General features: G+C 40.2%; 20 protein-coding genes and 4 pseudogenes. 6 read left to right on the top strand and 18 right to left on the bottom strand.

Features of this window, described 5'->3' with window-relative positions; genetic code table 11:
- Positions 1–117: 117 nt before the first annotated feature.
- The 4 genes from N1I80_RS08605 to N1I80_RS08590 form a co-directional block, all read right to left on the bottom strand.
- Complete coding sequence (locus N1I80_RS08605) at positions 118–1,482, bottom strand: S-layer homology domain-containing protein (RefSeq protein ID WP_340737467.1); 1,365 nt, start codon at positions 1,480–1,482, stop codon at positions 118–120.
- A 169-nt stretch (positions 1,483–1,651) separates the two neighbouring features.
- Entirely contained in the window at positions 1,652–2,725 is a 1,074-nt protein-coding gene (locus tag N1I80_RS08600) for a S26 family signal peptidase (RefSeq protein ID WP_340737466.1), read from the bottom strand.
- Positions 2,722–3,228 carry a sigma-70 family RNA polymerase sigma factor gene (locus N1I80_RS08595; protein WP_340737465.1) on the bottom strand — a complete coding sequence of 169 codons (507 nt, stop codon included), beginning with the start codon at positions 3,226–3,228 and terminating at the stop codon, positions 2,722–2,724. The genes N1I80_RS08600 and N1I80_RS08595 overlap by 4 nt, the downstream gene beginning before the upstream one ends.
- A gap of 717 nt (positions 3,229–3,945) precedes the next feature.
- Positions 3,946–5,460 (bottom strand): S-layer homology domain-containing protein, encoded by a 1,515-nt coding sequence (locus N1I80_RS08590; protein WP_340737464.1) that lies wholly within the window; start codon positions 5,458–5,460, stop codon positions 3,946–3,948.
- A gap of 582 nt (positions 5,461–6,042) precedes the next feature.
- Here N1I80_RS08590 and N1I80_RS08585 point away from each other — a divergent pair.
- A complete protein-coding gene (locus tag N1I80_RS08585) occupies positions 6,043–6,744 on the top strand; it encodes a CPBP family intramembrane glutamic endopeptidase (protein ID WP_340737463.1) in 702 nt (233 codons plus the stop codon).
- Positions 6,745–6,907: 163 nt separating this feature from the next.
- Here N1I80_RS08585 and N1I80_RS08580 read toward each other — a convergent pair whose 3' ends face one another.
- Positions 6,908–7,468: a MerR family transcriptional regulator gene (locus tag N1I80_RS08580; protein WP_340737462.1), complete on the bottom strand. Its 561-nt coding sequence runs from the start codon at positions 7,466–7,468 to the stop codon at positions 6,908–6,910.
- Between the two features lie 66 nt (positions 7,469–7,534).
- Positions 7,535–7,630, bottom strand: coding sequence for a MerR family DNA-binding transcriptional regulator (locus N1I80_RS08575; RefSeq protein WP_340737461.1), 96 nt, complete (start codon positions 7,628–7,630; stop codon positions 7,535–7,537).
- A 214-nt stretch (positions 7,631–7,844) separates the two neighbouring features.
- On the opposite strand from N1I80_RS08575, the gene N1I80_RS08570 reads away from it, so the two are divergent.
- Together N1I80_RS08570 and N1I80_RS08565 are read left to right on the top strand one after the other, a co-directional pair.
- The gene (locus N1I80_RS08570; RefSeq protein WP_340737460.1) at positions 7,845–8,417 is read left to right on the top strand and encodes a dihydrofolate reductase family protein; all 573 of its coding nucleotides are present in this window, start codon (positions 7,845–7,847) and stop codon (positions 8,415–8,417) included.
- 460 nt (positions 8,418–8,877) lie between these two features.
- The gene (locus tag N1I80_RS08565; RefSeq protein ID WP_340737459.1) at positions 8,878–10,068 is read left to right on the top strand and encodes a M14 family metallopeptidase; all 1,191 of its coding nucleotides are present in this window, start codon (positions 8,878–8,880) and stop codon (positions 10,066–10,068) included.
- 109 nt (positions 10,069–10,177) lie between these two features.
- Here the strand turns inward: N1I80_RS08565 and N1I80_RS08560 are convergent, their stop codons facing one another.
- The 6 genes and pseudogenes from N1I80_RS08560 to N1I80_RS08535 form a co-directional block, all read right to left on the bottom strand.
- Positions 10,178–10,648: a peptide-methionine (S)-S-oxide reductase gene (locus N1I80_RS08560; RefSeq protein WP_340737458.1), complete on the bottom strand. Its 471-nt coding sequence runs from the start codon at positions 10,646–10,648 to the stop codon at positions 10,178–10,180.
- A 162-nt stretch (positions 10,649–10,810) separates the two neighbouring features.
- Positions 10,811–14,293, bottom strand: coding sequence for a right-handed parallel beta-helix repeat-containing protein (locus N1I80_RS08555; protein ID WP_340737457.1), 3,483 nt, complete (start codon positions 14,291–14,293; stop codon positions 10,811–10,813).
- A 147-nt stretch (positions 14,294–14,440) separates the two neighbouring features.
- A pseudogene (locus N1I80_RS08550) lies at positions 14,441–14,649 on the bottom strand (type I restriction enzyme endonuclease domain-containing protein); the annotation flags it as partial.
- A 507-nt stretch (positions 14,650–15,156) separates the two neighbouring features.
- Positions 15,157–16,059, bottom strand: coding sequence for an NERD domain-containing protein (locus N1I80_RS08545; protein WP_340737455.1), 903 nt, complete (start codon positions 16,057–16,059; stop codon positions 15,157–15,159).
- A gap of 79 nt (positions 16,060–16,138) precedes the next feature.
- Positions 16,139–16,978 carry a TIR domain-containing protein gene (locus N1I80_RS08540; protein WP_340737454.1) on the bottom strand — a complete coding sequence of 280 codons (840 nt, stop codon included), beginning with the start codon at positions 16,976–16,978 and terminating at the stop codon, positions 16,139–16,141.
- Positions 16,979–17,002: 24 nt separating this feature from the next.
- Positions 17,003–17,608, bottom strand: a complete 606-nt coding sequence (locus N1I80_RS08535) for a hypothetical protein (protein WP_340737453.1) — start codon at positions 17,606–17,608, stop codon at positions 17,003–17,005.
- A gap of 161 nt (positions 17,609–17,769) precedes the next feature.
- Between N1I80_RS08535 and N1I80_RS08530 the strand changes: the two genes are divergently transcribed.
- Positions 17,770–19,131, top strand: a complete 1,362-nt coding sequence (locus N1I80_RS08530; RefSeq protein ID WP_340737452.1) for an IS4 family transposase — start codon at positions 17,770–17,772, stop codon at positions 19,129–19,131.
- 510 nt (positions 19,132–19,641) lie between these two features.
- Here N1I80_RS08530 and N1I80_RS08525 read toward each other — a convergent pair.
- Positions 19,642–19,977 (bottom strand): annotated as a pseudogene (locus tag N1I80_RS08525) (type I restriction enzyme endonuclease domain-containing protein); the annotation flags it as partial.
- Positions 19,978–19,989: 12 nt separating this feature from the next.
- Here N1I80_RS08525 and N1I80_RS23350 point away from each other — a divergent pair.
- Complete coding sequence (locus N1I80_RS23350) at positions 19,990–20,091, top strand: SEC-C metal-binding domain-containing protein (protein ID WP_445683641.1); 102 nt, start codon at positions 19,990–19,992, stop codon at positions 20,089–20,091.
- A gap of 106 nt (positions 20,092–20,197) precedes the next feature.
- Here N1I80_RS23350 and N1I80_RS08520 read toward each other — a convergent pair whose 3' ends face one another.
- Positions 20,198–21,739, bottom strand: a complete 1,542-nt coding sequence (locus N1I80_RS08520; protein ID WP_340737451.1) for a plasmid pRiA4b ORF-3 family protein — start codon at positions 21,737–21,739, stop codon at positions 20,198–20,200.
- Between the two features lie 114 nt (positions 21,740–21,853).
- Here N1I80_RS08520 and N1I80_RS08515 point away from each other — a divergent pair, with 114 nt between their 5' ends.
- Positions 21,854–23,221, top strand: a complete 1,368-nt coding sequence (locus N1I80_RS08515) for a hypothetical protein (RefSeq protein WP_340737450.1) — start codon at positions 21,854–21,856, stop codon at positions 23,219–23,221.
- Positions 23,222–23,243: 22 nt separating this feature from the next.
- On the opposite strand, the pseudogene N1I80_RS08510 reads toward N1I80_RS08515, so the two are convergent.
- The 4 genes and pseudogenes from N1I80_RS08510 to N1I80_RS08495 form a co-directional block, all read right to left on the bottom strand.
- Positions 23,244–24,057: pseudogene (locus N1I80_RS08510) on the bottom strand (type I restriction enzyme endonuclease domain-containing protein); the annotation flags it as partial.
- A 61-nt stretch (positions 24,058–24,118) separates the two neighbouring features.
- Positions 24,119–24,346: a YdbC family protein gene (locus N1I80_RS08505; protein WP_340737449.1), complete on the bottom strand. Its 228-nt coding sequence runs from the start codon at positions 24,344–24,346 to the stop codon at positions 24,119–24,121.
- 77 nt (positions 24,347–24,423) lie between these two features.
- The gene (locus N1I80_RS08500) at positions 24,424–25,386 is read right to left on the bottom strand and encodes an Rpn family recombination-promoting nuclease/putative transposase (protein ID WP_340737448.1); all 963 of its coding nucleotides are present in this window, start codon (positions 25,384–25,386) and stop codon (positions 24,424–24,426) included.
- A gap of 229 nt (positions 25,387–25,615) precedes the next feature.
- Positions 25,616–26,748, bottom strand: a pseudogene (locus tag N1I80_RS08495) (type I restriction enzyme endonuclease domain-containing protein); the annotation flags it as partial.
- Positions 26,749–26,752: the final 4 nt, after the last annotated feature.

The raw sequence follows: 26,752 nt of genomic DNA, 5'->3' as shown, positions 1-26,752 counted from the left end.
TCACTCATTTAGATTAGGTACCTCTTTATAAATTATTTTCTAAAAAAAGACTGTAGGCAAACATCATCTTTTCTGGAGTTTACCTACAGTCTGAAGCATCCCGAAGGATACCTTTCATTACTTTTTCAACGCATGCTTTTTACCTTTCACATCCACAATGTCAATTCCAGTGTCTGTTACTATCATATCTTTAGCTTGAACGCTTGTTAGTCTTGTCGATTTGCTATTAACTAAATCATATTTAAAGACACCTTTTTTATTGAAGTAGTACATTGCAGAATGGTTGTATTTAATAGATTTATTGTCCTGACTGATGGTTGGCTTTTTTATGTATCCGCCAACATCTTCAAAGATAACTCGGGCATCGATTGTAGCTTCTACTTTCGGATCACTTCCATTCAACTTAGCTGAATAGAAGTACAGTGGCTCATCAATATTGATTGTTTCATCGAAAATCTGGTTTAAATCAGTTGATTTTTGCTCAACTGTATAGTAAATTCTATCATTCCATACATACACATTTCGATTATCACCAGAATTAAACTTGCGTCCCTGCAAGTCAATCTCTTCGTATTTCCCTCCATTTGTCGAAATCTTCATCAGGCCGTAAGATAGAGGGAGATCAGTTGCCTCGCCAACACTGCTCCAATAGGGAATGAACAACTCATTGTTGTATAGGATAATCGGGAACCCATCTTGAAGTCTCGCCTGATAGAGAGCATCAATATAAGAGAAGTCCGTTTTGGAAAGCATTACAACCTCTTCTTTTGTCTTTTGGTTGATTTTAACAAGCTTGGAACCTTTAATCGTGTACAACCATCCATCTTGCTCTATTTCAGTTCCTTTTTGACCAACGTAGGATTTATAAGAACTTACTTTCAACTGATCATCAAGTGCTCTAACGAGGAATGAAGAGAATTGCGCTCGTGTTACCGCATTTGCAGGCTTGTATGTACCATCTGGATAGCCACCTGTAATTCTGTTCTTCGCAATGCTATTGATATCTGAGGAGAACCCATTTAAAGGCGATACATCTACAAAGGTTGCCTGCTTTTCTAGCGGTAAATCAAACGCCCTCCTTAAAACTGCAGCCATTTGCCCCCTTGTTGTTGGCTCGTTTGGACGCATATAGCCGTTGTCCCCACGTAGAATCCCCTTTTCACTAACCGTCGCCATAATTTTATAATAACTAGATTTATTCGTCACGTCTTTGAAGTTAACTGTTGGATTGTCAATCAATTTATAATCCAATGCCTTCACTAACATCGATGATACTTGCGCTCGTGTAATTGGCTGATTCGGCTTGAATGTACCATCCTCAAAGCCACCGATGATATTCTTTTCATACAGATACATAATATCATTCTTTGCTCCGATTCCTCCTAAATCCGAAAACGGCTCTTTTGCTTTGACCTGCATGGTTGGAATCATAGTGGCAGTAAGTAATAATGCACCTAGTGTTGTAGCCATAAATTTCTTCATTTTTTTCATACTCCCCCCTTATAATGAATGAAAGTTAGAATCAGATGCCCCAAAATTAGTGGATGGAAAACCAGGTTGGTGTACCTATATCGTAAGCGGTTGGTTGACGGCTACTTCTTCTGGGCAACTGCCAATCTGGTTTCCGAAAATTATGTCGGGGTCCCCTTCGCTATTCTGCTATCGCCCAACGATCTGAGCCTGAAACCCGCTTCATCGTAAACGCCCGATCTGCTACCCCTTCTCGCCCATATTGGTAGCGGATTTCAACCTCATTATCAGAAACCGAAGCCGTTTTTCGATAAGATGCCTCTACAAACAGTTCACCCAACCGGCTAATTTCTGTAAAAGCAGGCGTTTTTAGCGAATTCCCAAACCCCAACAGATCATCATATATATACAAATCAAAATATTGCTCCGGTGTATAGTCACCCGTAAGCTGTCCAGTTAAATAATCCATATAAATCGAATAGGTACGCTCTTCCGTTGCTATGCCGACAACTTGCCCATAAATTTTATGCACAGGCGTAATCGTTGCCCCCTGTACCGTTTTACTTGCAGGGAAATGGTTCAATAAAAAATATTCCCGTGCATTCAATAGCTGGTCGTACCCCCCTACAATCGTGATTCCCTGTTTTTCATAACGATCCATAATGTCAGATGGCAACGGTTTGCCGTTTATCTCCAGCTTGCCGTTTTTCAGTACGACACGATCCCCCGGGACCGCAATCACCTTATAATAGACATCCATATAGGTCGGTAAATGGCTTGTCGTATTAGTCATCGTGCGTACAATGTCGCCTGCCTCATAGACAACCTCATCGAATAAATTCACTTTGCGCTCAATGACCGTGTGCATTGCTTCCGAACTCCCTTGTAATGAAAACGTTTCTTTATCCACATAATACAGACCATCGACTTCCTCAAAATGCGGAAGTGTCGCAAATTCCTCATAATCAACGGCTGACAGTTGCTGCTTCTTCTGCAGTGCAGAGATTTGCGCCAAATCATCCAATGGATCATAAGGAATACCAGGTCCCTTATCTGAAGATAGATAATTCGTAGGGTCAATTGTGAGAATAAGAAACAGTGCTACTAAAGGAATCGCCGCCGAGACAAACAGCACTTGCCAAGAAAACTTTCTAGCCGGCTTCTGTAAACGCTCATGCACACGTTGCTTTATCCGCCTTTCCTGCTTCGATGTATCGCCCATCATTTGATCGAGCTTACGTTTGAAATCGCTCAATGGCTCTCTACCTCCCCGTCCTCTTCCTCAAAGAATTCCTTTAGCTGCTGCTTTGCCCTTCGCAGCCGTGTTTTCACGGTATTTTCATTCAGCTGCAGATAGTTTGCTATTTCCGCTATCGATTGCTCATCATAATAAAATAATAGTAATGGTTCACGGTATTTTAATGGAAGCTGGAAAAGATTTTTTTCTAGTGAGGCAAGTCGCTCTTGCTCCAACACGACTTCTTCTGCGCCTCTTGTCGAAGCAAAGATGGTATCAAACAGCACATCTTTTTTATGCTTCCACGAGCGCAAATAATCTTTTGCACGATTGGCTGTCATTTTCGTTAAATAAGTCTTCAATGATGCCTCATTGCGAAACTGGTCACTCTTTTGAAAATACGTAACAAACACCTCTTGAACAATATCCTCCGCAGTCGACCAATTCTTCACATATAAATAAGCGATGCGCACTAAATAACGCGAATGCTCATCGATTATTTGATCAATAGTACTACTCATTTACGAACCCTCGCCCCCTCTATGGCCACGTCATGTTTCTCTCCACATACGCAACAAATTGCTCAAACGACTTTTTCTCTGTTATTCCGTATCAGCTTGCTTCGAATTGGAAAACATCCTCCAGCTCTTCTACATCCGCAGCGGTAAAACCTGATTGTAGACAAGCACAGGAAGGCCTTCGTCCAAATCAACAGACTACTTAGCAATATATCCCGGTTGCTCTCCTATGGCAAGGATATACCAATCCTCTTCCTTACGATTCAACTAAAATCTATATTGCACCAACACTTATTATAAATACAATCAAGCACACAAGTAACGGTATGTTTCTAGAAATCTTCTTCATACATTTATCCCCACTGTCAATTAAGTAACGTACAGACGGAGATTTTCAGAAAAAGTTTCAAAAGTCTTTTAAAAGTTTTGGAGGATGTCTTAGCAAATAAAAAAAGACATCCATTATATGATGTGGGCGGACTATCGCGGCATCCATGAACGGCGCAGGGTGGTTTTCTTGTTTTCTAGAACGTGAATCCGAAAGAAGCATGCGCTTATCGTACGCATTCTCCCCTTCAGGACCTCCCGCAGAAATTCAAGATATATTTTCATGATCATCAAAAGAGAGCCAATTTAACGCGATTGGCTCTCTTCACATTTTTAATCAATTATGGTTTATTTACTAAGTAGTTTTGCACGCAAGTAGCAGTCATTATTCGATTACATATCCGAATTTATTTCATAGATTTGCGATGTGGAAATATTAATGAGTCCATTCATTTCCTGCACGGTAATCTTCATACCGGACGTGATACCCGAGAACGCGTCACCAGTCTGGCCAATCCTCCAGTAAACGCTATTCTCAAATTCCACTTCGACTGTCCCCACTTTCTTCGCAGTGACGCGGAAGACATTGGTGCCGGGATCTCTTGTAATCTTAGCAATCTCGTCAGCATTTCTCGTTACGATTTTATGCTTCCCAATGTTTTCTGCGGCTTCCTTGTCATAGTAATCGTTATGATCGAACAGTGTTTTCGTATCGAATACGTAGGAAGGCTGCTCCCTCAATGTCTTGATGTCATAGTGGAAGACAGCACGTTCCGGTTCTTTCGCTTCGATTGCGTACCGCACTTCTTTGCCCCCTGCGAGACGGGTCTTGGCGATATAGCTGCCCGGCTTATCAATGGCCAGGCATACGTTTTGCGTCCCCTCGCATTTCTTGAACGCGACATTTTCGTTCAGCAACGCCCCGTCCACAGTGGAAAGACTGATGTTCTCGACCTTTTCGCCAGCAGCAACTGCAAGCCGCGCTTCTGTCGGCAGATAGTCATTCGTCTCTTCCAAGGTCAGTTTCAATTCGCCATTCACTTTTTTGACATGCACGTAGTATTTCTTATAGATATATCTATGCTGTTCAATAGGTACATTCCCATTGTACCCGAGCAAGTTAAGCATGGCTGTTCCTTCCTTCAGTGGGACAAGCTGCAGCCTGTCTGTTGAATAGCCTGCTATACCGTGCACAACGATCGGTTCGTACAGGTCCTGACCTGTTTTCCAATTAACGTTGGAGATTCCATCCATCCCTAATTTTTTTGCTTCGAGCGACTCCATCGACGGTTTCGATTCTTCGGTCGCTCTCATCATCTTCGCCGCCTGGCCTCTCGTCACGGGCGTGTTAATGCTAAACCGGTCGGGGGATGTTCCGCCCGCGATGCCCAGTCTGTAGAGAATAAGGATGTTGGAACCGTGCGACTCAGAATAGACGACATCCTTGAACGGATTTTTGGTGTAATCGAAACTATAGCGTGGCAGATCGAACGCTTTGACGAGAATCGAAGCCAGCTGCCCCCGTTTAATCGGATCATTCGGCCCATAGCGACCGTCCTCGTAGCCGCCGATTATACCTGCCTCGGCCAGCGCGGCAATCGCTTTGTAGTAACCGTTCGATTCCGAGACGTCCTTGAAATTCGGGTTTTTGACGTTCGTTAGATCCATTTTCGTCAATTTCGCAATGATTGCGGCTGCCTGGCCTCGCGTGATCGGATTGCCCGGCTTGAATGTGCCGTCCGGGTACCCTCCGATGATATTGCGTTCAGCAAGTTCATACACCGCCTCTGCAAAATGCTTTGTCGGCGGTACGTCAGAGAATCGCTGTTTGCCCGCTGCGTTGCCGGTTAAAGGCAAACTGCACGCGAGCACCAATGCGCCAAATGTAGTAAGTAGTTTTTTCTTCAATTGTTGCCATCCTCTCTGCTTCATATGTTTCTATCTTGTAAGCAACGTATAGACGAGAGATTTCAGGAAAAGTTTCAAAGAAATTTAGAAAGAATGAAAAGACGTACCCACTATTAAACATCCAACAATGGTGGGCTACTGTACTCAGTGAATTCCCAATTCTCTCTGCCGATACGTTTACCGAACAACTAGCCAAGGCATTGCTTTTAGTAGAATGATGAATGGGAACAAAAGTACAGGTTTTAGACCAGCTTGGTTTTCAAAAATAAAAGTGTGAAAAAAAGAGCAATCTACAAGTCGTAAAGACTTATGATTGCTCTTTGTAGTTAGTCAAGATTGGGCAATTTCAATAAGCTGTCTCTCAAAGGAAGCGATAAAGGCTAATTACCCACATACTATCCTTTAATCTAATAGAAAAGAACACACACTCCCAATTCCAGCAAATCAAAACTATTAGTCTATTCATCTGAAACGCAAAAGCACCGCAATTCATTTGCATCATTTTTTCAAAAAACACTTGCAGGTTACGCTACGTCACCATTTACTCTAAGTACATACCACTATGTATTTGGAGGAATCGTATTGAACAATCAAAAATTATATTTTAACCGGTCACCATGGTCGTGGAAGGAATTTATTCAGCTTCTCATTCTTGTGTTAGTTTTAGTCCCTTTTTTCGTTGAGTATTTATTGATGTACTACTTGTCAGAGTCATTTCAAAATGACTTGTACGCTGGTACTTTGGTCGGTTTTATTATGTCTATCATTTTTATGTCGGGGCTTTATTTTATTGCGTTAAGGCCTAAACGACTCACCTGGAATGATGTGGGACTAAATCGTTTCCCTTTGAATTATTGGGGGCCGATTGCTGGCTGGACGGTTGTTTCAATTACCGTTAGTATTTTGTTAATCTTGGTTATGGATTTAATCGGGATAGGCGTGGAGAACAGTAAGACGGAGAGTATCCAATCTCACATGACACCTTTAAACTTCCTAATTGCTTTTGTGTCAGCAAGTATCATTTCACCCGTATACGAAGAGATATTTTATAGAGGGTTTCTTTATAGACTGTTGAGAAGTAAGCTTGGGATTACTATGGGAATGCTCGTTAGTTCCTTCATTTTCATGATTGTTCATATTCCAACCTATAACGTCTTGCCACTCACCTTTGCATCTGGATTAATCTTTTCTTGGACCTACGAAAAAACGGGTTCTGTGATTCCAGGCATCATTATTCACGGCACCTTTAATGGAATTGCTCTTATACTTACTGCCTTTTTATGAATGAGTAGTTACTATATTCGTTAAACTAAAGAATCCGATTGGCCGTATTTCTACGTTCTTCGCGAAAATTAAGGACTCTGCCTGCTGCTCTCAACGCTGCGCTTTTGTTCGCAAAAGCCGTTCTGCGTGACGGCTTTCGCTTGCAATCGCAAGCGGTGTTTACTCATTTTTCGACTTGAAGAGCCTGCTCTATAAATTCTATGAGGGCTGGATTAATAGGATAGAGTCCTAAATCCGCTGATGCTTTTTCAGATTTTCTTACTTCCCAAAACTTATCCATCAATTGTTGATCTCCCTGAAATGTTTCTTCTGATAGGATATTCATATCCTCCATGATGAGCTGCATTTCTACCGATTGTGGAGATAGCTCCTTGTCCATACACATTTCAATTCGTTTCATCACATTCATCCATTTTTTTGTGGTTAAATCGTCATTTTCAAGCTTGGGAAGTTGCTCTTTCAACAGTTGTTTTTCATCTTCCGTGAAATATTGTTGCCAATCACGTTCCTTTTCTTGGTTGACAACTAAAGAGAGCAAGTCTTCCCAGTTGATAGTTCCTTCCAATTTCAAAATATTTAATAAGGAAGTTGTATGTTGAATCGATTTTTGTATGATGTCTACTTGTTCCTCTAATAAAGATTTATGTACCAATAAGATGGATGTCATCGATTTTTCCGTTACGATTTTTTTACTATCTTCAAGAGAAAGTGATAGTGATTTCAAAAGGAGAATTTTTTCAAGTGCTAAAATATCTTCCTTTGAATAAAACCGCTTGCCTCCCTCCCCTTTTTAGGAGGGGTGGACAAGACCAATTTGGTCATAATACCTTAGCGTTCTAACGGATACTTTTAGACGTTTTGACAATTCTCCTGTTGATAAATACATTAGCATACACCTCCATTTTGACCTTACTGATTTCAAGAACCTTGTATTCAAAATATCATTGTGAACAAGGTATCTCCCTACTGATTATACATTTATTTCAATCACAAAGCATATTTTTGGGAAACAATAATGTTATACAAATTTGACTGATTTTCAACAAGATAAATCTTCCATAAACGGGATTAATTGAGGGACAACCAAGGGAGAAAAAATAATGTCTAATGAAGTAAGATCAAGAAAAATAATTTTAGATTTAGCAGTTACGCTAGATGGATTTATTGAAGGGGTAAATGGTGAAGTTGATTGGTGCATAATGGACTCTGAGATGGGGTTTACTAATTTCCTAAATCAAATAGATACTATTTTGTATGGAAGAAAAAGTTACGATTTATGGGGACAATATACGCCAACAATTGAAGATACTGATGCCGAAAAAGAAATGTGGGGATTCGTTCACAGTAAAGAGAAATATGTGTTTTCCAAAATGCAAAAAGGGACTGATAATAAAGCAGTATTCATAAATGATGTTATTTCTGAAGAAGTAAATAAAATAAAGAATAAGCCCAGTAAAGACATATGGTTATACGGCGGAGCAAGTCTTATTACAACTTTTATCGATTTAGGCCTTGTTGATGAATTTAGATTATCTGTTCACCCTGTTGTTTTGGGAGAAGGAAAACCTCTGTTTATTGATATTAAACAGAGGTTGAACTTGAAATTGATTCATACAAGAACTTTCTCCTCGGGCGTTGTTCAACATATCCGTGAATTTTTGCGCATTTACTAAGTTCGTTCGTTGCACGTTTTTCACTTTGCCTTGCAGAAAAATATTCAAAAGCTCGTCCGCCAAATTCTTCTGTTGGATTAAGGAGCACTCCTAATTTTTAATACCACAACTCTATACACATACGGTCCAAGCAATCCGTCATATATGTAAATGATGCGCAAGTTGAATGGGGATTTTTTTGGTTGTTCGATATGCAAACAACTGGATTCCAAACAACTACCGTAGAAGAAATGGCACAGTAGGAATATGATGTATTAATCTTCGGTTCAGAACCAGGTGGAGGCGTAACATTATTTCGTCTTTGCGAGCTTTGGAAAAACCAAGGTGCAAAAAAGATTGGTGAATTGGACAGAGGGACGAAGCTGTTTCATTCCCAATCACTCAATGAAATAGCCAAATTAAAGCCCGATTTCTCAGCTTTCATTATTACTAAGTATTTTCGACTAAGGGGAGGAACGACATGGACATATTTGTTAGACCTGGAGATTCGGTTTGGTATTTCAGCCAGCTATTCCAGATGCCTCTTCAACTGATTATCGATTCCAACCGAAACATCAACCCACTCATACTTACGGTAGGTCAGCAAATTCAAATTCCTGGATTTGTTGCCGTCAATTATGAAATTCTAACAGGTGACTCTTTATGGTTGATTGCTCAAAGACAAAATCTTTCTTTGTATACACTTCTTCTTGTCAACCCTAATCTCGAACCGAATCGTCTGCAAGTTGGACAGATGATTAAAATTCCTCAAAGGATTACGTGGAGGCTTATAAACGGGAAACAAAATTATGATTACGACATCATGATGAATGATATCAGAAGGTTACTAGCAGTTTATCCATTTTTGCAAATCCCTTCTATCGGAAATTCCGTTTTAAGACGTGAAATACCAGAAATTGTGATTGGTAGTGGCACTAAACGAGTTCATTATAATGCTTCATTTCATGCGAATGAATGGATTACCACCCCTATCATTTTGACCTTTTTAAATGATTATTTGCTTTCCCTAACGAACCATACTCCTATCCGCGGTCTTTCCACATTCCCTTTATACCAGCAAACGACCTTATCCATTGTTCCAATGGTCAACCCGGACGGAGTAAATTTGGTGTTAAATGGTCCGCCTGCAAATGAGCCATGGCGAAGTAAAGTTGTTGAATGGAATAATGGTAGCTTAGACTTCTCGGGGTGGAAAGCCAATATAAATGGTGTGGATCTGAATGATCAATTTCCTGCCAATTGGGATTTGGAAAGAGCCCGTAATCCTAAGAATCCGGGTCCAAGAGATTATGGAGGTGAAAGTCCTTTGTCCGAACCTGAGGCAATTGCGATGGCGGAACTGACAAGAAGACGGGATTTTACGAGAGTACTAGCTTTTCATACACAGGGAGAAGTTATTTACTGGGGGTACGAGAACCTTGAACCTCCGGAGTCTAAAGTTCTAGTTAACGAGTTCAGTAGGGTCAGCGGTTACGAACCAGTTCAAACAATTGACAGCTACGCTGGATATAAGGATTGGTTTATTCAGGAATGGCGAAGACCTGGATTCACAGTTGAACTTGGTTCAGGAATAAATCCACTTCCCTTAGACCAGTTTGATGAAATTTATCAAGAGACGTTAGGGATTTTTTTAGCAGGGTTATATGTATGATTAATTACCCTGCGTTACATTAGTTGTCGTCTTCAATTATAGATTCATTTCTCCAGCATTTCTATTTTGGTAGGGTTCGCATCGTATGGATATTTGAATGTCTCCTCCCTTACTTATACCTATTTAATATTTCTTCTGGAATATGACAATAATCATTTGGGCATCTAGCTAACCTATCTTGATGCTCTTCTGCACTTCTCACATAGTTTGTAAGAGGTAATACTTCAACAACTATAAGGTTATAATCATTTCTCTCACTAAGAAACGCCTTCGCCTCTTTTAAGTGTTCATGCTTTTCACTATATACGCCTGTTCTGTATTTCTCGCCAACATCCTGTCCTTGTTTATTCAAACTGTATGGATCAATGATTTCGAATAAATATCCCATTAATTCTCTGATTGATACAACTGTCGGATCAAATCCTGTTTTTACACATTCGGCATACCCATCATAATCACCCTCAAGTGTATGACTTGTTCCATTAGCTCTTCCTGCTTCTGTAAACTTTACTCCAGGTAAAGTTTTTATAAAAGCTTGTACGCCCCATAAACATCCACCTGCAAAATATACTACTTCCATATTGACTCTCCTCTCGATCTTACTGTGGTGCCAGTCAACCAGGCTACCTAACACCAGTAAAATATGGTGTAATGGAAGTCTAATAAAGGTGTTTTATATGTGTCTCATATCGCTATGTCAGTCTAGAACTCGGCTTTTTAAGTAGGAAATTATAGTAATCATTCAACTCTCCAACAAAACTAAATCATCCTTCGTAATTTCTTTTTCGAGCGCAAGCTTATTTTGTTTATTGCTCGCCACAGCCATTCGATAATCGACTTTACGCATCATTTCTTTCGCTATTTTTTTAGCAAGACCGGCATTTCCGAAATGACTATCTCTACGCGCATAAATCTCTTCATAGTGACGAACTAATGCACTCTTTGCTTCGTCTGTTATGCCGTACCCTTTACTATAGAGGTCGGTAATCTCCATTAACTCCTTTGGTGTATAATCTTCAAAATGAAACGTTAGTCCGAAACGTCGACGGAGTCCTGGGTTGCTGTCTAAGAAACGATTCATTTCTTTTTCGTACCCTGCGGCGATTAATAGGAACTCGCCTTGTCGATCGGACATTTTTTTCAGCAACACGTCCACTGCTTTTTTCCCGAAGTCATTCTCTCCACCACTCGCAAGTGTGTACGCTTCATCAATAAATAACGCACTACCCATCGCTCGTTCAATCAGCCCGGCTGTCAGCTTCTCCGTTTCACCAATATGACTACCGACTAAATCGCTGCGATCTACTTCAATCAGATCGCCTCGTTCTAATAATCCAAGCGCTTGATAAATACCAGCGAGCACACGACCGACCTCGGTTTTACCTGTCCCTGGTTTACCAATCAACAGCGTGTGGTTCATCAATTTCTCTGTAGAATGATTTTCTCGTTTGTAGTATCTCATTAATTCAATCATTTTATCTATTTCAGACTTCACAGAACCAAGACCGATAAACTGATGGAGTTCTGCACGTTTATGGGCGAGTAGTACTTCATCGATTGGAACTTCGTACGTCTTCACTCCACGCTCTTGTACCGCTTGTACAACGTCTTGTTCTTCAAACGTCGTCAATACCTTTTCCGTCCACTCTTCACGCGGAAGTTTCGCAATTCTCATCGACTGAGCAAGCCCGATTTGATCGTATAGTATACGTGCCATTCGAGCGTTACTAAATGTTTCATCGCGCATACGATAACGTTCCACGAACTCCTCATAAACCGCTTGTTTGGCAGCAGGAGTAAGCACATAGCTTCCTTCACACTGGCTTAAGAGGATTTGAAGCAACTCATCTGGTGTATAGTCTTGAAAGTGAATCTTTTCAGTAAAACGATCTTTCAATCCCGGATTAGACGCTAGGAAACTGTTCATTTCTTCGGTATAGCCTGCCGCGATGACAATGAATTCACCGCGAGAATTTTCCATTGCAGGAAGCAACGTTTCAATTACTTTTTTACCGAAATCATTACTAGAATTGCCCCCTGCTGCAAGCGTATACGCTTCGTCTATAAAGAGGACGCCACCCATAGCTTCCTTAATAATTACTTTCGTTCGTTCTTCTGATTCACCAACATGCGTTCCAACGAGATCTTCCCGCTTCACTTCAGTTACGTGGCCTGTCTTTAATAAACCTAGTTCCTTAAAAATCTTTCCTAAAAGCCGAGCGACTGTCGTTTTACCAGTACCCGGATTACCTTGAAAGACCATATGAGGCGCTATCATCGGATTAGCTTTCATTCCACGCTCTAATTTGAATTGATTAATGTCGCTTACGTTTTTAAACTCCTGGATTTTGTCTTTCACATCTTCCAGTCCAATAAACCCGTTCAAACCACTCATGAAAACATCCATCTGATCAGTAGGTGATGAATCTACAGTAGAGGAATGTCCAGCACTGCCGCCTAATTTACTAGTGATTGGTGGAACCTGCAAGTCCGTATCGGTAAGCAAAGGAACACTGTCGTCCCAACGAACTAAATCTCCTGCTTGGTTGTTCTCAAAAGAACAGTCGTTAAGAACCGGAACCGAACGCTCGAGCCTCAGTCCAGCCTTCTTCCCATTCATCACTTGCACCCCAGTGAATACAGCATCTGAACAATCTTGCAAGATGATTTGATCATCACGCTGACCATGTACTCGAGAACCCGTCACTTCAGTACGCTCCACCTGACTCAAGACGATTCCTGACGATTGACCGTCATAGATTTCACACTCTGTTATAAAGACTTCTGCAGATTCCGTTGCTCTTATTTGTGGCCTTTTATGATTGAACAAAATTGACCGTTCTACTGAAATAACTACTTCAGGGCCTGCAAGTATGCCGTTCTTATCGCCACCCGATATTTTACAATCGGTAATTTCTGCTTTAGTCGCAGCACTGAGTAAAACGTTGGACCCCTTATGACCGAAGATGATGCTATTGGCTGCCGTCAACTCGGATTCTTTCACAGTTATCCCCGCACTATCCCCACTCTTTACTTCGCTCGCCGACAGAATTACTTCCGAATGTTCAGATGCAAAAATCTGTACACCACTATGATGGCTAATAAGAGAATCCGAAATAGTCACTTGACTACTTGTCACGTAAACTCCTTTATTGTTTCCACTCTCAACTTCACAACCCAGAATCGTGAACACGCTTTGAGTAAACGCAGAGAGTTGCGTCATCTGATTGTACTTCACTTCCGATTCGATGAGTGTACATGTGGAATTTCCGGACACAATTCCTCTAGACTCCCCCGAAAGGATCTGTGTTTTTGTAATCGAGAGTTTGCTTTGTTCGTTACAGGAAATTTGGTCTCCTTTTTGGTTTTTAAACTGTGAGTCCGATAACTCAACTGATGAACCACTGACGTTCATTCCTTCAGCCTCACCATTTTCAAACGTACTTGCCTCGACTTTGATATGGGATCCATTCGTAAATGCTACATGCTCCAAACGTTGGTTTTTAAAGACACAATTTTTCAGGACACCCTTAGATTGATCACAATAGATTCCTTGGACATGTCCAAAATAAAAATTCGTACTTTCTACGTCCATAGAACTGTCTTGTTCCAAACGAAGTTGAACCCCGCGATTTCCGATGAATGAACTTTGGGTGATTGTTGCTCGACTCGTTTCATACAAGCAAAGGCCAGCATCTTGCCCACTTAAAATTCCGGAATTCGTTACCGCGACTTCTCCTCTCGCGCGCACACTAATTTGTGCAGACTTGATCGTGTCTTCTACGATGCATTCGAACAAAGCCAAACGCCCTAATACCTCAATCCCTTGTATGTTTTTTTGAAAGATCGAATGCTCTGCGGATACTTTCGCAGCTGCATCAACTCGCATTGCAACTCCTTGAATCTCAGAGAAAAGACAGTGGTGAAGCGTTACATCTCCTGATTCGATATGTAAACCAAAGTCCACTGGACCAGTGCCTCCTCCAATACTGATCAATTCGATACGCACTTCTTCCGTTGTCGCGATACGAACACTTCCTGTTAGACGAACTGAGCTCGCTTCACCTTCTGAACTTCGAAGAACGAGCAGCTTATCGATTATTACATGTTCATCATAAACACCTTCATCAACTTCCACTGTATCTCCTGGTAGAGCTGCCTCTACTGCAACCTGAATGGTTTTGTAGTTGGATCCTTCACGCTGAGACACTTGAATAATTGCCATGTATCTTCCCACTTTCCATTAGTAAATTCAATTGATTTCTATACTTTGTATTTTTCTAAACACAATTATACGAATGAATTCTATCATCAGTTAAGTATACTAGTAAGCCTAGGGACAGAGTAAAGAACTGCTTGTGAACAAGAGTAGATAGCCGTACTTCTTCAGCAGTCTTCGAACTGTAATTCGCTTCTTAACTCTTGCAGAATCTCGTGAATTTCAGTCGATGCTCATATTTTCTTTGATCACCTTCGTTAGCTCACGTACAATATTTCTCAAAATGTCGTCGCCCAATACTTGTTCTGCCATATCATGTGAGGTCAGCGCATCACAAAAGTGATTTCTTCTTTGATTAACCCAGTTCAAGGGAATCAGCAGGAGATGATATGATATAATCCATCCATTATGAGCTCCCACTCAAGTATGGATTATTTATGCCGGAAGCTAGAGATTGTAAGATATGCCTGGGGAGTGGATACAACGGATGATATCGTACATCCTTATGTTAAGCATCCCGGGAAATTGTCTAAAGCGAAGTTGAATTGTTCCTGCAAAATGTGCAAATACGAAAAACATTATGATATTCCAAAACCAAATGTTAAATCCAAAAAAGATTTAATGCAGTGGGATATTAACGAATACGTTACTAAGTAAAATGCATAAGACCCTTCTCTATTTTAGGAGAAAGGTCTTTTTTTGTTTTGTAGGATATAAGATTTGTTAACTGCAGCAAACAATCGTGAAAGTGTAAGCATTCACGACAGTTTCTTACACAGTCGTGTCTATTTACAGATTTTGATAAGAAGCTTTTCGGTTTATCAGTATCGTTGATGATAGATACTCTATGATACTCGCGCGCACATCACCTACACACTCTGCCGATCGACCTTCACATTCTCCGTATACCGACAAGTAGGATAATGACTACACCCATAAAACTTCCCATACCTACCTATCTTCAATGCCAAATTCCCATTACACTTCGGACAAGCTGTGTGTAAAATCGAGTCATCCTGCCTCGACACATTCTTAGCATGCCTAGTATATGAGTGTGCCGTCAGCTTGGCACCTTTCGCTCTTCGAACTGATCGCATATGCTCTGCCTTGAGACGCTTCCTGTCATTTTTATCTATAACCAACAGTTTCGCTAGCTTTTCATTGGTCCCCTTCACTGTAGCCTCACTAATGAAATGCTCCTTGTACTGGCTAATAGTTGTTAGCAAATCAGGAAATTGTATGACGTGCGCGGAGGTGAAGTCCTTTTTGAATTTAAGAGTAGAGTTTGATGAAAAGGCGATAATGGAGTGGACATCTTGCATGTCCTCTTGTCCTATGTAGGTAAGCAAAGCTTGAACGTGGCCGTAATTTTGACGGATTGGATTGTGCATTTTTGTTTTCTTTTTATAAATGACTTGCGTCCAATATGGTTTATATTCATCGCCAAAAATCCAACCGCTGTAGTGTTTTGTTTCGATGACAAACACGCCATACACTGAAGTCACAATATGGTCCACTTGCGTCAGTCCCCGCTCACCATTTGGAATATACACATCATGAAAGACAGTGTATGCATCCCCTAAATTTCGAAGCTTTGATTTTACAACCCACTCCCCATACTTCCCTTTAAGAACCGGCATCTTCCACTGCAGTATAATTGATAAGATTACGAAGATGACGACAAATGGAAACACACTTGATGCAATAAACATCTTGATTGCTATTAAAATACCCTCATAAAATCCCGACATCATATTATTGTCTGCATTCATGCTATCCCCCCTCGTATTCAATAAATATTGGACTCCGATTCAAATCAAAATTACATAACCGCCTTGCATTTCCACTTTCTCATTTAAGAGCATCAACCAACTCTTTTAAAGACTCCACAATATCTTCAGTTGAATGTATAGCAGTGTTCATTGCTAACATATCTGTCAAAGTTAAATTTAGTTTTTGAATTTCATCACGTGTGACATTATGCCATATTGGTAATATAACTGAACCATCAGTAATCTCATCCTTTTGGAAAATACCGTTCAACTCATAATTCGTCCAATACTTCTTTAAAAAACTTTGTGATAACACAATCAAACAAAAGCGTGAGTTAATTAAACCTTTATCAATACTTTGGCGAATACTTTGGCCCCATCCAATCTGATCAGAATCATACCAAGTATCAATACCTGCCTCTTGTAAAGCTCTAGCTAAAGGTTCTACAAAGTCACCCTTGTCTTCAGATGCATGCGAAATAAACACATCATATTTCTTATCTAAATAAGTATTTTTTGTACCCACTTTTATTATTTCTTGAATTTGTGTTTTTTGGGTTGCAAGAGCCTCTTGCTGAAGTTTTTCAATTGCTTTTTGATGCTGTTCCCGTTCTTTTGCTTGTGCTTTCATCAAGTCACTCTGTTTATTAGTCAGCCCTTTAGATTTATCAACCAGTTGTTTGGATAATTTAACTTGTTCTGCTTGTGCACTTGTCAGTTCCTTAGATGCCGATTGATATTCTCTCTGAGCGGAGCTTATTGTTGATATAGTTTTTGCTCCAATCGACTTTTTCTGCGCCTTCGCTATCTTCTCAATTGCTGTTGCTTCTTTTAATTTTTGTGTATCTATTTTCTTATTGATACTAGTAATACCGGTTTCCAAACTTTTTATCTGGCTAAGTAACATACTAATTGACAAGCTCTTCCTCTCCCTTTCTTTTATCTACCTTTTCTCAAAATCCTCTCTCGCAAACCGAGCCGCCAACACAAACATATCCCAATTATTAACTCGAAAATCACTTCCCATGTATATCGCCAATTCTAATCTATTCATTCTTACATTTTCACGCACATCCCCAATGCCGGTGAATTGAACTTGTCCTTGTTGGTCAACTAAACGTTCTATGGACCAAAAATTCCTTAGATAACTGCTGTTTAATCGTTCAGCGGTAAAGGCTTCTTCAAAAACTACCGTTATTGTTTCTTTATTATTTTCAATAACTATTTCCGCTACTTCTCCAAGTTGCCGAATACTTTTCACATTACCCATTATCAAGCGGATTTCACCAATATCTATTGGCGTTATTTCATCAACGAACCGTTTGGAAATATTCCTTCTCCTATGAAGAAGTTCATCTTCATAGAGATCACCATCAAACAAAACCATTTGAATTGAAGACGCGTTCCTTTTGGCATTTGTAACTGCTCTCTCTTTTTTTCTTGCTCCAGTAGCAGCCCTATTCTTCTGTCGAATTTCCTTTTCTTCTTCGGATAAATTCATTTGTACAAAAGCATCTTGCAAAGCATTTTGTCTTCTATTATAACTCAACTTTCGCACCTAATAAAACAGTGTGATCAGTTGGTTGAACTAGTTTTATGGCCTAATCAATAGGTCCATTGACAATTTCATAAATGAAAAAAACACCTCATTCTTTTGGTATAGTGAGATTATCGAGAAATCACTACCACATAGAAGAGGTGCCTACTAATATGATAGATCATAACCATGATAATAATCAACTACCTAAAGAACTTCGCTCTGTTTTCTCAGAGCTAGAGATTTTCAAACACTTGCGTAATGCCGGCATTCAAAAGTCAGTGGGTTTCAGCTCTTCATACCTATTTCAAATTGTCTTTTGTTTGATTTTCCAACATAGAAATTGGTTTTCTCTTTTAGAATCAAAGAAAGCGGAGCGCTATCCAGCTAAAGATGCCGTGTACCGATTCTTAAATCAATCCACGTTCAATTGGCGACGGTTTTTACTAGCTTTCAGTGCCTCTACGATTCAAAAAGTGGGACACCTCACGGACCAAACTCGTCCAAAGGTGTTTATTATTGATGACTCATCTTTTGATCGAAATCGCAGTAAAAAGGTAGAGCTTCTCGCTCGCTGTTTTGATCACGCCTCACCAAAAATGCGTTTTTACAAAGGTTTCCGAATGCTTACATTGGGCTGGTCAGATGGCTACACGTTTATGCCGGTTGATTTTTCTTTACTCAGCTCGAAAAACTCTCAAATAAATGGAATTCAAGCGGATATCGATAAGCGTACATCTGGCTATAAACGCCGTGTAAATGCGTTACAAACGGCTCCTGAACAAATTCCAGCTATGATTCAGCGTGCGCTTTCGAGTGGAATTGACGCAAGTTATGTCTTGATGGATTCTTGGTTTACAATGCCACCTCTTATCAAAGGAATTGTTGACCAAGGGATTGATGTCATCGGCATGGTAAAAGCAACGAAACAGCGCTATTCCGTGGCGGGTCAGCTGGTTGATTTAAAGAAGCTTTATCATCTAGCGCAGCCCGTTCAAGATAAAAAGAGCATCCTTCGTTCCATTCATTGTGTCATGTCGAACGGGACACCTATAAAAATTATATTCATTCAAAATCGAAATAAGAAAAGCGAATGGCTCGCCATTCTCAGTACCGACTGTACGCTTTCCGAACAAGAAATTGTGCGAATTTACGGCATGCGCTGGGATATTGAGGTGTTTTTTAAGACGACTAAATCTCTTTTGAAACTCCAAAAAGAGTTTCAAGGTCGTTCATATGATAGCTTGATTAGCCATACAACGATTGTATTTTCTCGCTATATCGTACTGGCTTGGCAAAACCGCTGCAACACCGATGAACGGACATTAGGTGGGCTTTTTTATGAATTATGTGATGAAGTCAATGAACTAGATTGGGCTGTGGCTTTACAGCAATTGATCGAGCTTTTTCAAGATGTCCTGAAACAGACCAATTCCAAACTCAAAAAGCTAGTCGAAAATCAACTACAGCAATGGATGGCTGGTTTACCTAGTTACATCAAGGCTTATTTGCCGATTTCGCCCTGCGAAAGTTGAGTTATAAGTAATTTCAACACTAATTATATTCGTTGTGTTCCTGCCTAAACTCATAGGTATCCTATCAAAATAAAACAAACAATCTCTCGAATGTTCGTCAAATCTCCAAGTTCTAAAATGTGCTGTTCTCCCACTACTAAAGCTAATTTTAGCTGGGCAATTTTCTGTTGGGCAGTATAGTTTTCCTTTTAGCTCATTCTCATAAATACGAGCTGTTATCTCTCTAGGATGAATCTCTTGTGTTACTCCATCCTTATCCAAATAGATAGCACTCAAAATCCGCATAAAATCCCCCTTCAATCGTTGCTGATTTTAAAATCTTCTCTTCAGCCTACTGGATAATTTAATAGAAAACAGACTGTATCAAAGGAACGTATATTCTCAACTCAATTCTATCACAAATCATACTGTTTATACCAATAAATCAAAACAATTGGTCTACTTAACTAATTACAATAACCCCAGCATCCATTTCTGAACACCAGGGCCTTAAATCAATCCTATAAAGTTCTAAACTTCCATCCCACCAGCCATCAACTCCGCCTGCTTCACCACCGTATCCACCGCCAACTTCTGCAAATCAGGTGGATAGACGTACTTCTTCAGCAGCCTCCGAACTGTAATCCTCATCTTGGCTCTCACGGAATCGCGTAAATTCCAGTCGATGCTCATATTGTCATTAATCGCCTTCGTTAGCTCATGCGCAATCACTTTCAAGATGTCGTCGTCACCTAATACTTGTTCAGCCGTATCATGTGAGGCCAAGGCATCGTAGAAAGCCACTTCTTCTTTGATTAACCCCGATGCTTCGCCTGCTTTGTAGGAATCATTCATTTCCTTTGCCAGTATGGTTACCACTTGTGTTCGGACACAAAAAAATACGGCAAGTGTAGAAGAAGGTTCAGAAATGATCCTTGTCCTTGCAGTAGTGGGGGAAAGTATAAGAAATGTTGCGATTAACAGCTTAAATCTAAATAAAGACAGCAAACTCCATTCCAAATTTAAAATTCAGAATAGAGTTTGCTGTCTTCAATTATTCATACTCTTATCACATTCGCATTTATATTCACCTCGGTATATCCCGCAACAAATCTCGCAATGTATCAATTTGTGGTATTACTTTAACTTCATTCACTAAAATTGGAAGTCGTTTGATTACTGGTGCCAACTGTTGTGCTATCTGGGCTTTTAATGTCATCGTTCCTGGAAGGACTCGTAACTCTTCAATCATTTGGACGAATATCGACTGGACTTTTTCTTCAATATTATCTGCAGTGACAACCGTTTGAAAGACCACGGCGCCGCTTTGCTCATCCAATGCCACAAGCATATAAGGAAAATAGGGACGGTTGCCTGGCGCATCTTGCACTGGTAAGTCAAGCATGAATAGGTCTAAAAGAATGTGGCTGTCGTTTGTTTGCCTTTTTGTGAGACGCTTCATATCAATTTCACTTACATGAAGTTCGACATCCATTCTGCTTTCAGAAGATTGCTTATTTTGAAAGGCTGCCATATGAGCAGTTTGCCATACAGTTGGATCATTATCAGCTATTACTCGTCCAAAAAATTCTTTCCCGTCCGTGAAGGGGGGAATGAAGAGCCCTTTTTCAACTTCCCTCAACATCGCAATTGTTTGTTCAAGGACAAGCTGCAATATGCGTCCTTCTTCTTCATCTAGCAACCATGGGGATTTGCCAGGCACCAAACTTCTGAACTGGACCCACTGTTTAGACCCACGAAATGATAAACCTAGTCGATTTAGAAATTGATAATCGTCATTTTCCAACTCATCCCGATCAACAAAAGCCAATAACAAACTTCGTTGCTGTAAGAAAATATCTGGATACGATTCTCCCAATAGTGTTGCTTGCAAAGATTGAAGACCTTCATCGCCAAGATAAACAGCTAGACCGAACTCTTGCCCGCCAGCACCTAATATGGAGCAATAACAGAACTGTTCAGTATCCTCTACAATGAAAACTTGATCATCCGCAAGCTTTTCCCACGGTTTGGTGGCATTTAGTGCCTTTGCTTGTTTGATGAGTGTTAGCCAATCGAATGGTTTATGTCCGTCATCTGGTTTAGTGTGCTTAGCGTATGTATTGTGGGTAAATGACTCATTTACTGCAAGGGTAAGTTCCCGCCAGTCTACTTCCTCCAATGAAGGCTCTTCTTCCCACATTCCACGGCTATCTTCCTCAGGTGCCAATCGCATTGCTTTCACACAATGGGGATACTGGGTATTCACTTCTTTCTCCACAATTTTTTCAAGTCTGATTTCATGCTCCCAATCATCACCGAAATCATAGGTATATAAGGCCCGATCCTTCTCTGTGAAAAACCAGTCACTGATAATTTCTAGATGTTCATCATGTGTACGTTGAAATGAAAAGAAGCTAGGTTCCTCATTTAGGGGTTCTATAATATCAATAACCTTTTTCCCATTTCGTTTTTGCATGGAAAAGGAATGAAGATGGTAATCATCCCAGTCAAATGCATCCTGTAGTACCTGGTGAAAACCGTAAAATGTCAAGTTTCCCTCTACTTGCAGGCGTCTCCAAGTGGGTGGACTCATTCCTTTTAAACTGACTTTAAATTGATAAATCATTAAACCACTCCTTTTTTTGATAGGATGACTGTTCTTTTCTTTATCATATACGATAATGTAGAATGAAGAAATACATGATAAACATAATTCTAAAAAAAGAATGGAGCTATGGCAATGAATCCTCAAAACTTTGAGCAACGAGGCTTAACAGAGGTGCTGAACGATTTATCGAAAGACCAGTTAATCAGTATTGTTGATGAGTTAGCGAAAAAAGATAGCATCCTGAAAAGTCGTTTGCTACTCAAGTATTCGAAAAGTGTGACGGGACAAGAGCTAGAAAAATTTAAAGATTTGTTGCGTTCGATTGTGGATAAATATATGGGAAGAGAAGGTTATATTGCTTACCGGGACATTAGTCCTTTTGTGAGAGAATTGGATGAATGCTTCGTGCAAATTGAGTACTGTGCGGATGTAGTAGTAGCACTAGAGCTTTCTTTTGTAATGCTAGAGGAAGCGATTGAAGCATTTCAATATACGGATGATTCCAATGGTGATATCGGCATGTTGGTAGAGGATGCACTAGAAGTGATAGAATTGACGGTCGTTGATGCGATTGATTCGGAATCTGAGCAGAGGCAAGAACTTTTTAAGAAACTTCTCAAACAATGCGACCATTCGGCTATTAAGGAATGGGAAGAATATCAAATTATCTTATTAAGAATCTGTATACATTTTGCGGATAGTAATGAAAATAGGGAAGCGCTAAGCCGAAAAGTTGAATCATTGATTGATGAAAATTCGTCTCAACATTATCACAATGAAGCCTTGAATCAACTGTTATTTGGAATGATTGATCAATACGGTACAGCAGAGGAAGCGAACCAATTTATACAAGCACGTCTGCATTATTCGTCATTTAGGGAACAATTGATTCAGCGATGCATAGTAGAGAAAAATTATAATCGGGTTATCGAGTTAGCAGCAGCGGGAGAACAATCTGACCGGGAATATGCGGGATTAGTATCCAAGTGGAAGAAATTTAGATATGCTGCCTACAAAGCGCTATCGCTAAGAAGGGAACAAAAATTATTAGCAAAGGATCTTTTTATGAATGGGGATTTTGATTTTTATCATGAATTGAAGGCGCTTGCCGAGGACCCAGACCAATTTTATATGCAATTAAAGCAAGAGCTACAAAAGCATTCGGGGTGGCAAGTGAGAAGGCTGTATCAAAGGCTGATTGAGGAAGAAAATGATACAGATGCATTAATGGAATTTGTGCGAGCATATCCAGATTGTATTGAACAGTATGCTAGCGATTTGGTGGATATCTACAAAGAAGAGGTCCAACAGATCTATAAAGAGCATATTGAAATGGCGGCCAATCATGCTTCGAATCGCAAAGGCTATCAAGATGTATGCCAAATGATTCGACGTTATGAAAATATAGTGGGAAAAGAGCTTCAGCAAATAATTGTGAATGAACTTCGGAGTAGTTATAGGAGAAAGCCAGCCTTTGTAGATGAATTGGGTAAAATTTGATTGTTCAAATTAAAAGTGGCCCAATAGCATTGTTCAACATATCCGTGAATTTTTGAGCCTTTACTAAGTTCGTTCGTTGCACGTTTTCACTTTGCCTTGTAGCAATCGATTTAATAGCTCAACCGCCAAATTCTTCTGGGGCAAGGCTCGTACTTCTTCCAAAAATTCATAGGACAAAATCGAAATGTCAGGATTCTCGAGGCCGAGTGAAGTGTAGATATCAATTACTTCATCGGAAATGACGGATTTTGAAATAAGCTGATTTAGCTGTGCGTCGATTTGCAATGAGGTCTTTTTTGCTCCTTCTACAAGAATCAGTTCACGATGCCCGCCTTCACTGCTTTGAAAAAACCAATTTCGGCATTCAATTCTTGTTCTTCTGGCTCGGTTGCACAAAGCGCGAATGCTTTTGCCAATTCCGTAACGACTTGCATAAATCGTTTCTTCTCTTCCTCGCCAAGTCCGATGATAAAATCCATAGTCTGCGTAATAGCTTTCATGCGCACAGATGGTTTATCGGAATGAAAATCATCGTAGCTATGCTTGTACAGCATGTCCTGAATAATCTCGAATTTCTCCAGCATGATATCTACTGCGAATGACGTATCAATGCCCGTATTTGCCGAGGTCACTATCGGTATACTGCTTCAACGCTTCCTTTAAGCTATCGGCAATGCCAATATAGTCGACAATTAACCCACCTGGTTGACCCGTGCAATGGCCTGCATCAAATTATGTACGTGCATGGGCTTGTCAATATACATCGTGCTCATGGAAGGGACGTCAAACCCCGTCAGCCACATATCACGGACAAGGACGAGTTTCAGTTCATCGTTGCGAAAAAAACATAAAAAAGAGCTATCCACAAGTAATAAACTCACGGACAGCCCTCCTCATTTATTCAAGTTCAGTCAATTCCAGCAAACTATCCTTCAGCACCTGCAACTCACCCAACGTATACGTAGATCCCTTCCCCATCTTCTTATGGTCCTCCGACCAATCACGGATATCATAAACCGGATCTCGATCATTCCAGCTAATCAAATTCAATTCTTTCTTCCATCCCTTGTTACCTTCTGATAAAACCGCAATTTTTTTGATAATGTCGAATTTGATTTCGGCCATGGTGATTACCTCTTCTTTTCTAATCCTCCTGATAAACCAGGTTTATTTGTATCTATTTGTACTTACCCTTATCCGACTTAGTTCAACGTTTTCTGAATTTCCTTTACCTGTTCCAACGTAAGTTCAGTAATTTCCGCAATCGTTTCAAGTGCCATGTTTTTCAAAATTAATTTCTTCGTTATATCTCTTTTTTCAAATTCTATTCCCCGTTCGATTCCCTTCTCCAACTCCAAATCAAATGCATTCAGAATTGTCGGGGAAGCATTTTCTTTATTGTATAGCTCCATCAGCTCCGTCTCCTCTCTAATCATTGGGCGAATTTCTTCAGATAACCGTTTTGTATACGCTTCTGGTAATTGTAACAAGTAATCAATGAAATGAAAAACAGCTTGAACTGCGGTACGTGAATAGTTTTGATTACGGATAAGTTCACGCATTAGCTTTCTTTTGAACAAAAAACGTTGATGGTCTTCGTCTTTTGTTTGATGCAGTGCTTTTGCAGCTAAGATAATTTGGCTAAAAAGATTATCGGATTGTTCCAGTTCATTGTCTGGATAAGCTTCCGTTCGGTAATTTCTATACGAATAATGTAGCTGCGTACCAAAATAATCGTACTCAAAACGTTCTGGAATATCGCTCTGATTAAAGGACGTATGAACAGCGATAGCGACAATCTTCTCTTGATAGCGGTCATAGATGCGATAAAAGTATTGAAACATTCGTTCAGGAAAATCTGTTTCTTTTTTACTCTGCACTTCAATATGGATAAGAATCCATTGCTCTTTTCCGTCATTCAAATGAACTTTTGCCAATCGATCAGCAAAACGTCTGCCTTTTTTCTTATCTACGATTTCTTGAAACAATTCCTTGTCTAAAAAATCTGGCTCCACACTAAAATCAACCCGCGTATGCAATTCTGGTGCGAAAAACAGTAAAAATTCTTCGAACAACTCTCCAATTACTTTTTTCCACAAACCGTCCTGGTCCACCGAATTCCCATCATATTGCGTTTTTTCTTCTCTGACCCATGTCACCACCATTTAATAAAACACCTCCAATAATATTTTTCGGATTATTGGATTAATTATAACACAAAGCGAACACACGTTCAATAATAGGTATATATCAGTTGAAATCGAGTAGATTTCATAGTGAAAGATTTGCAAGATTGAATAGGGTGAAGGCTAAGTATTTTTGGAATGCCAATTCATTCATCTGTTCATCTTACAAAAAAAACCATCACCCATTTCTGAACACCGGGGCCTTACATCATTCTTTTATTTCCATCCCACTAGCCATCAACTCCGCCTGCTTCACCACAGTATCCACCGCCAACTTCTGCAAATCGGGTGGATAGCCGTACTTCTTCAGCAGCCTCCGAACTGTAATCCTCATCTTTGCTCTCGCGGAGTCACGCAAATTCCAATCGATGCTCATGTTCTCTTTGATTGCCTTCGTCAGCTCATGCGCAATCACTTTCAAGATGTCGTCACCTAATACTTGTTCGGCCGTATCATGTGAGGCCAAGGCGTCATAGAAGGCCACCTCTTCTTTAATTAACCCCGATGCTTCCCCTGCTTTATAGGAATCATTCATTTCCTTTGCCAGAGCGATTAGTTCTTCAATGACTTTGGAAGTTTCAATGGCGCGTTTGATGTATTTATTGATAGCGTTGTTCAGCATGTCGGTGAATTTTTGTGCCTTTACTAAGTTTGTTCGTTGCACGTTTTTCACTTTGCCTTGCAGCAAACGGTTCAATAGCTCTACCGCCAAATTCTTCTCTGACAAAGCTCGTACTTCTTCCAAAAACTCATCTGACAGTATCGAAATGTCGGGATTTTCGATGCCGAGTGACGTATAAATATCAATAACTTCATCGGAAATGACGGATTTCGAAATGAGCTGGTTTAGCTGCGCATCGATTTGCAAAGAAGTCTTTTTCGCTCCCTCTACAGGAATCAGTTTCACAATCCTCGCTTTCACTGCTTTGAAAAATCCGATTTCGGCATTCAACTCTTGTGCTTCTGGCTCGGTTGCACACAGTGCGAATACTTTGGCTAACTCAGTAACCACTTGCATAAATCGTTTCTTCTCTTCTTCGCCAAGTCCGATAACAAAATCCATTGTCTGCGTGATGGCTTTCATGCGCGCGGATGGTTTATCGGAATGAAAATCATCATAGCTATGCTTGTACAGCATGTCCTGAATAATCTCGAATTTCTCCAGCATAATATCTACCGCGAGTGACGTATCAATGCCCGTATTACCACGGTCGCTATCAGTATACTGTTTCAACGCTTCTTTCAAGCTATCGGCAATGCCAATATAGTCGACAATCAACCCACCCGGTTGATCCGTGCAATGGCCTGCATCAAGTTATGCCCGCGCATGGGCTTACTCATTAAC

Origin of the sequence: Sporosarcina sp. FSL K6-3457 (genome assembly GCF_038007285.1) — a bacterium.
Taxonomy (GTDB): domain Bacteria; phylum Bacillota; class Bacilli; order Bacillales_A; family Planococcaceae; genus Sporosarcina.
Note: the sequence above shows the minus strand (reverse complement) of the source record. Positions and strands in the feature narration are given on the sequence as shown.